Annotated in this window: 2 protein-coding genes and 3 pseudogenes; 2 read left to right on the forward strand and 3 right to left on the reverse strand. The window is 71.6% G+C overall.

The window, feature by feature from the left end:
* The first annotated feature begins 62 nt into the window (after positions 1-62).
* Positions 63-1,151 (forward strand): PseG/SpsG family protein, encoded by a 1,089-nt coding sequence (locus tag ACOJTC_RS31860; RefSeq protein WP_420119664.1) that lies wholly within the window; start codon positions 63-65, stop codon positions 1,149-1,151.
* A 13-nt stretch (positions 1,152-1,164) separates the two neighbouring features.
* Entirely contained in the window at positions 1,165-1,797 is a 633-nt protein-coding gene (locus ACOJTC_RS31865) for an alpha-ketoglutarate-dependent dioxygenase AlkB (RefSeq protein ID WP_420119663.1), read from the forward strand.
* Between the two features lie 47 nt (positions 1,798-1,844).
* On the opposite strand, the pseudogene ACOJTC_RS31870 reads toward ACOJTC_RS31865, so the two are convergent.
* The 3 pseudogenes from ACOJTC_RS31870 to ACOJTC_RS31880 form a co-directional block, all read right to left on the reverse strand.
* Positions 1,845-4,085, reverse strand: a pseudogene (locus ACOJTC_RS31870) (DNA gyrase/topoisomerase IV subunit A); the annotation flags it as partial.
* 15 nt (positions 4,086-4,100) lie between these two features.
* Positions 4,101-5,318 (reverse strand): annotated as a pseudogene (locus tag ACOJTC_RS31875) (LAGLIDADG family homing endonuclease); the annotation flags it as partial.
* A gap of 57 nt (positions 5,319-5,375) precedes the next feature.
* A pseudogene (locus tag ACOJTC_RS31880) lies at positions 5,376-5,576 on the reverse strand (DNA gyrase subunit A); the annotation flags it as partial.

Here is a 5,576-nt window from a genome sequence, read left to right on the forward strand (position 1 = left end):
GACGGGCGGCCCGACCTGCGTACCCTCAACTCCTCGGTACGCCAGAAGCGGCTGGAGGAGTCCTGAACCCACCACGGATCGGGCTGCGCTGCGACGCCGGCCCGCACACCGGCGTCGGGCACCTGGTGCGCTGCCTGGCCCTCGGCGAGGAGTTCCTGGCCCGGGGTGCCCGGGTCGAGCTGTTCGGCACGGTGGACCGGGTCGGCTGGGCCGCCGCCCACCTGGCCGCGTGCGGCATCCCGGTCCACCCCGGTCCGGACACTCCCGCCGGGCTGGTCGAGGCGGCCCGTACGCACGCCCTCGACGCGTTCGTGCTCGACTCGTACGAGCTGGACCCGGCGGGCGCAGGGGTGCTGCGGGCGGCCGGCGTGCTCACCCTGGCGATCGTCGACGGCGACACCCGGGGTCAGGACGCCGACCTCTACCTGGACCAGAACTTCGGCGCGGACACCCCCGACGGGCAGCCCACCGCCGGCACACCCGGCGACGGGCGGCTGCTGGCCGGGGTCCGGTACGCGCTGCTGCGCGACGCGGTGACCGCCGCCCGGCCGGCCGCCCCGCCACCGGCCACCCCGGCACCCCGCCCCCGGGTGCTCGCCTTCTTCGGCGGCACCGACGCGGTCGGCGCGGCCCCGGTGCTGACCCGGGTGCTGCTCGGCACCGGTCACCCGATGGCGGTGACCGTGGTCGTCGCCCGCCCCGGGATCGAGGCCGACCTGTCGCAGGTCGGCACCGGGCGGGGGCAGTCGTTGCACCTCGTCGCGCCGACCGACGCCCTGCCCGCGCTGATCGGCGCCGCCGACCTGGTGGTCAGCGCCGCCGGCACCTCCACCTGGGAACTGTGCTGTCTCGGTGCGCCCGCCGCCCTGGTCTGCGTGGTCGACAACCAGCGTGACGCGTACCGGCGGGTGGTGGCGCACGGGCTCGCCGCCGGCCTCGGCGAGCTGCCGGAACTGGCCGCGCCGGGGTTGGCCGGGCGGGCCGCACGGGCGGACGCGGCCCGCACCCTGCGCACCCTGCTGACCTCCCCCCGGCGACGGGCGGCCCTCGCCGCCCGCGCCTGGACCACCGTCGACGGGCGCGGCCGGCAACGGGTGGCCGAAGCCGTCCTCACCCGGATCGCCGATCGTACGGGTGTACTAAAACCCTGATAGGGTGCCGGGTATGCCGCAGGCCGCCTACCAACCGTCGATGCTCGACCTCACCGACACCGGCCCGACGCTGACCCCGCTGACCGGGCTGCGCCGCCGGATGCTCACCCGGGGCGCCTGGGTCGACCACCTGCCCGGCTGGGTGCACGGCTCCGACGCGGTCCTCGACACCCTGCGCACCGGCGTCCCCTGGCGGGCCGAACGCCGCACCATGTACGACACGCAGGTCGACGTCCCCCGCCTGCTCTGCTGGTACGGCCCCGACCGCCCGCTGCCGCACCCGCTGCTCACCGCCGCCCGCACGGCACTGAGTCGGCACTACGCCGCCGAACTGGGCGAGCCGTTCGTCACCGCCGGCATGTGCCTCTACCGCGACGGGCGGGACAGCGTCGCCTGGCACGGGGACACCCTCGGCCGTTCCGCGCACACCGACACGATGGTGGCGATCGTGTCGTTCGGCGCGCCCCGCCCGCTGCTGCTACGCCCCCGGGGCGGCGGCGACACCCTGCGCGTCCCGCTCGGTCACGGCGACCTGGTGGTGATGGGCGGGTCCTGCCAGCGCACCTGGGAGCATGCCGTGCCCAAGACCACCCGCCCGGTCGGCCCCCGGGTCAGCGTCCAGTTCCGCCCCGTCGACGTCGCCTGACGCCGACGGGGCGGCCGGCCGTCAGCCTCGCGGCGGCCGGGGCGACCTCAGTCGCGTTCGATGAGGTGCCCGACGACGGTCGGGCCGAGCATGACGGCGAAGCCGGACCCGTCCCGGCGCGGATCGGCCGGCGGCAGCTCCACCGGGTCACCGGTCGCCGTCGCGCCCACCGGCCGCGCGCCGATCCAGGCCACCACCAGATCCGTCTCCCCCTTGAGGAACCGCTGCGCCCGCACCCCGCCGGTCGCCCTGCCCTTCGCCGGGTACGACGCGAACGGCGTCACCTTGACCGTCGCCCCCGTCGAGGTGACCACCATCGGCTCCCCGTGCGCGGCGTCATCGGTGCGGACCGCGCCGAAGAACACCACCCGGGCGCCCGCCGGCAGGCTGACCCCGGCCATCCCGCCGCCCTTGAGCCCCTGCGGGCGGACCACGGACGCCGCGAACCGCAGCAGGGACGCCTCACTGGTCACGAACGCCACCGTCTCGCTGCCGTCGTCGAGCCAGGTGGCCCCCACCACCTCGTCGCCCGACCGCAGCGAGATCACCTCGAACTCGTCGGACCGCACCGGCCACTCCGGCGTGCACACCTTCACCACGCCCTGCCGGGTGCCCACCGCCAGGCCCGGGGAGCCCTGCGCGGTCGGGCCCAGCGGGGCCAGCCCGATCACCGTCTCCCCCGCCGCCAACGGGACCAGCTCGGCGGCGGCCATCCCGCCCCGCAGCGACACCGTGCCGGCCTGCTCGGGCAGCACCGGCAGCGGCAACACGTCGACCTTGAAGGCCCGGCCGGCGCTGGTGACCAGGAGCACCCGACCCCGGGCCGTGGTGTGCACGACCGCGCGTACCGTGTCGTGCTTGACCCGGCCGTTGCGCCGACGCCCCTCGGACGCCTCCTCCGACTCGGCCGCCGTCCGGGCGACCAGCCCGGTCGCCGAGAGGATCACCTGACACGGGTCGTCGGCCACCTCCAACGGCCCGGCCGGCACCGACGCCGCCAGCACCTCCTTGAGGTCCCCGTCGACCAGGGTGGTCCGCCGCGCCCCGGAGAACTGCTTCACCACGGCGGCCAACTCGTCGGAGACGACCTTCCGGAGCACCTTCGGGTCGTCGAGAATCTTCGACAGCGCGGCGATCTCCCCGCGCAGCTTCTCCTGCTCGGCCTCCAGCTCGATCCGGTCGTACTTGGTCAACCGGCGCAGCGGGGTGTCCAGGATGTAGGTGGCCTGGATCTCGGAGAGCTTGAACTTCTGCATCAGGCCGTCCTTGGCGGCCTGGGCGTCCTCGCTGGCCCGGATCAGCTTGACCACCCGGTCGATGTCGAGCAGGGCGATCAGCAGGCCGTCGACCAGGTGCAGCCGCTCCTGGCGCTTGCGCCGCCGGTACGCGCTGCGCCGGGTCACCACCTCGTAGCGGTGGGCCAGGAACACCTCCAGCAGCGCCTTCAACCCGAGGGTGCGCGGCTGGCCGTCGACAAGCACCAGGTTGTTGATGCCGAAGGACTGCTCCAGCGGGGTCAGCCGGTAGAGGTCGGCCAGCAACGCCTGCGGGTTGACCCCGACCTTGCACTCGACGACCAGCCGGGTGCCGCTCTCCCGGTCGGTGAGGTCCTTGACGTCGGCGATGCCGGTGAGCCGCTTGGTCTTGTTCACCTCGTTGGTGATTGCCGCGATGACCTTCTCCGCGCCGACGCCGTACGGCAGTTCGACGACGGTGATCGCCTGCCGGCCCCGGCTGCCCTCCAGCGGGCCGATCTCCACCCGGCCACGCATCCGCACCACACCGCGCCCGGTCTCGTACGCCCGGCGCACCTCGTCCAGCCCGAGCAGCAGGCCACCGGTGGGCAGGTCGGGGCCGGGGACGAACTCCATCAGCTTGTCGAGGTCGGCGTCCGGGTGGTTGATCAGCCAGCGGGCGGCGGAGACCACCTCGCCGAGGTGGTGCGGGATCATGTTGGTGGCCATCCCGACCGCGATCCCGGACGCCCCGTTGACCAGCAGGTTGGGGAAGGCGGCGGGCAGCACGGTCGGCTGGGTCAGCGAGCCGTCGTAGTTGGGCTCGACGTCGACGGTGTCCTCGCCCAGCTCACCGACCAGCAGCATCGCCTCCCGCGACATGCGCGCTTCGGTATATCTGGAGGCAGCCGGTCCATCGTCCGGGCTCCCGAAATTGCCATGCCCGTCGATGAGCGGTGCATTGAGCGAAAAATCCTGAGCGAGCCGAACCATCGCGTCGTAAATCGCCGTATCACCGTGTGGATGGTATTTGCCCATACAGTTGTGAACGACGTGCCCCTCGGCGACAAAGGCATGTTCCTCGGAACCAACCTGAATATCGTAGGTAGTAGCGGGTGGCACGACTTCGACCGCGACAACGCGCAGGAAAGACCGACCAGCCAGCGCCTCGAGACGACCAGCCAGCGGCGAGCCGATGCGACGCAACTTGCGGACCCACCCATCGCGCTCAGCACGCCAAAGGGGGAACAACCGGTCCGACAAGGCCACCCCGTTGCGGTCCCGGCCGTAACGCACTGTCGTGCCGGCACCCGACAGGGCAGCCCGGAAGGCGTTCCCGTCTTCGTCACGGAACCATCCGCCACCGCAGTGAGCAGCCGTGAACTCGCGCATGACAGCTCCGCAAGGAAGACGATCGTTGCCCTGCTTGCCGCCATACTCATAGGCACGGTCGACGACCCGCCGCAACCCTTCGCTCTTATAGCCGATCCGCACCCAGGGCAGGAGGATGCCGGCCAGGGCGGCAGCATCACGCCCGGTGACCGCAAGGCCCCGCAGCGCACTGTTGCCTGACTTGTCGGCGCTGCTCCAATGGTGGCCGTGGATACCCATGTCGGCGAGCATGGAGTAGATCTGCCGTACCAGCGCTTCGCTGGTGCTCACGAAGACGATCTCCCGGAAGCGCTTACGCACGTAGCCGTCTCCGTCGAAGAAGCCGGCCAGGAAAGGCGCCCAGGCCGAACGGTCCTCCACGACCTCGTTCGGGACACGCTTGTCGCGACTGAGCGGGCTGGCCGCCTCGAGTAGTCTGGCATGCCGGCTGAAGGTCAGAATATGCTGATCGCGATGGCGGGGGTTAGTCGCCTCCCGTTTGCCCCTGGAGGCGTTCAGTCCGTTTGCGATCGCCCAGCCGTGAGCGGCATCAAGTGGCTCGACGTCGCACATGTGGATGCGGACCCGACCGTCCGCCTCACGCGACCGATCGACAGCGAATCCCTCAGCCACCACGAGCCCCAGCACGTAGTCGCGGTCTTCGCCGTCGGCTGCCAGAGAATCGCGACGACGGCTGCCGTAAGCGACAGTCAGGCGACCCTTCAGGTCGCGAGCCTCCATCCAGCGGATGGAAAGCTCGTCCTCCACCACCTGGAACCGCTGCCCTGGAGTCACCACCATCGTGTGACCGTTACTCCAAGTGATGCGGACGAGATCCGACTCCGGATTCCGGTAGGCAGCGGTCACGGGCACAGGAGACCCGTCACTGTCCAGCACCCAGTCACCGACCTCCACCTCCTCGATGCGACGCAGACCATCCGGAGTGGAGATCAGGGTTCCGGCTACGAAGCAGTCACCGACGATCCGGGCCGACTTGACGTGCCCCCGGTCGGGGCGGTGCCCCTGTTCATACATCGACCACAGGATGCGGCGGTGCACCGGCTTGAGGCCGTCGCGGGCGTCGGGCAGCGCCCGGGAGTGGATGACCGAGAAGGCGTACTCCAGGTAGGAGTCGGACACCTCGGTGACCAGCGGGTTGTCGAAGACCCGCGC

Source organism: Micromonospora sp. (assembly GCF_048594385.1).
Taxonomy (GTDB): domain Bacteria; phylum Actinomycetota; class Actinomycetes; order Mycobacteriales; family Micromonosporaceae; genus Micromonospora; species Micromonospora wenchangensis.